Source organism: Treponema sp. R6D11 (assembly GCF_054786075.1).
The window spans coordinates 1-1,192 of sequence record NZ_BDHD01000389.1; the positions used below are offsets into that span (position 1 = coordinate 1).

The following is a 1,192-nucleotide window of genomic DNA, read 5'->3' on the forward strand; positions in this document are numbered from 1 at the left end:
TAGAAGATAAAAAAGATAAAATTGTCGATCTTGAAAAGGGAATTAGTGATTTAGAAGGAAGCGTCCGCGACAGCGAAGATTATATACGAGAATTGGAAAAACAACTGTAATGAAATGGAGGGGCGGTTAAATGCCGGTAAAAAAACAAGTAAAAAAAACAAATACAAAAAATAGCGCAAAAGCAAAGCCTGCAGTTGTAAAATCTCCGCCAAAAACATCGGCAGGAAAAGCTCCTGTTTATGATGAATCAAAAATAAAAACTCTGTCCTCTCTGGAACATATCAGGCTTAGAACGGGAATGTACATAGGGCGGCTTGGCGACGGATCAAACCCCGATGACGGTATTTATGTTTTGTTAAAAGAAGTAATTGATAACGGCATTGACGAATTTATTATGGGTAATGGAAAACTTATAGAGACAGTCGTAAAAGATATTGATAAGCCCGGCAAGGCGATGGTTAAAGTGCGCGATTATGGGCGCGGTATCCCTCTTGGAAAATTGGTAGAATGCGTATCGGTAATAAATACGGGGGCAAAGTACAATGACGACGTGTTTCAGTTTTCTGTCGGTCTTAACGGAGTGGGAACAAAAGCTGTTAATGCGCTGTCGATTCATTTTAGGGTAGTCGCTATAAGGAGCGGAGAATTTGCCGAGGCGATTTTTGAAAGAGGAAAACTTAAAAGCGAGCGCAAGGGCAAGTTAAAAGAAGCGTTAAAAGACGGAACAATGGTGGAATTTGTTCCCGACCCTGAAATTTTTAAAGATTATGTTTTTAATCCCGAGTTTATAGAAAAGCGCGTGCAGAATTACGCATACCTTAACGCCGGGCTTACTCTTGCTTTTAACGGCAAAAAATTTATTTCCAACCGAGGGTTATACGATTTATTGCAGGAAGAAACAGGAAGCGACGGATTGTATAATCTTGGCTATTATCGAGGCAAACATTCACCTAACGGGCAACTGGAAATAGCTTTTACGCATACCAACAACTACGGCGAGGAATTTTTCTCGTTTGTAAACGAAAAATCCCCCTCTGACGGCGGAACGCATTTATCCGCTTTTAAAGAAGGTTTTTAAAGGGGGATTCAAACTTTTAAAAAAAAAGACTCCCGCTCTGAAGATGTGCGTGAAGGGACAACCGCCGCAATCGCCATTAAAATAAAAAGTCCAGTCTTTGAAAGCCAGACAAAA

Annotated in this window: 1 pseudogene; it reads left to right on the forward strand. The window is 40.4% G+C overall.

Annotated elements, in window-relative coordinates:
• Positions 1-130: 130 nt before the first annotated feature.
• A pseudogene (locus ACYVTD_RS13365) lies at positions 131-1,192 on the forward strand (DNA topoisomerase IV subunit B family protein); the annotation flags it as partial.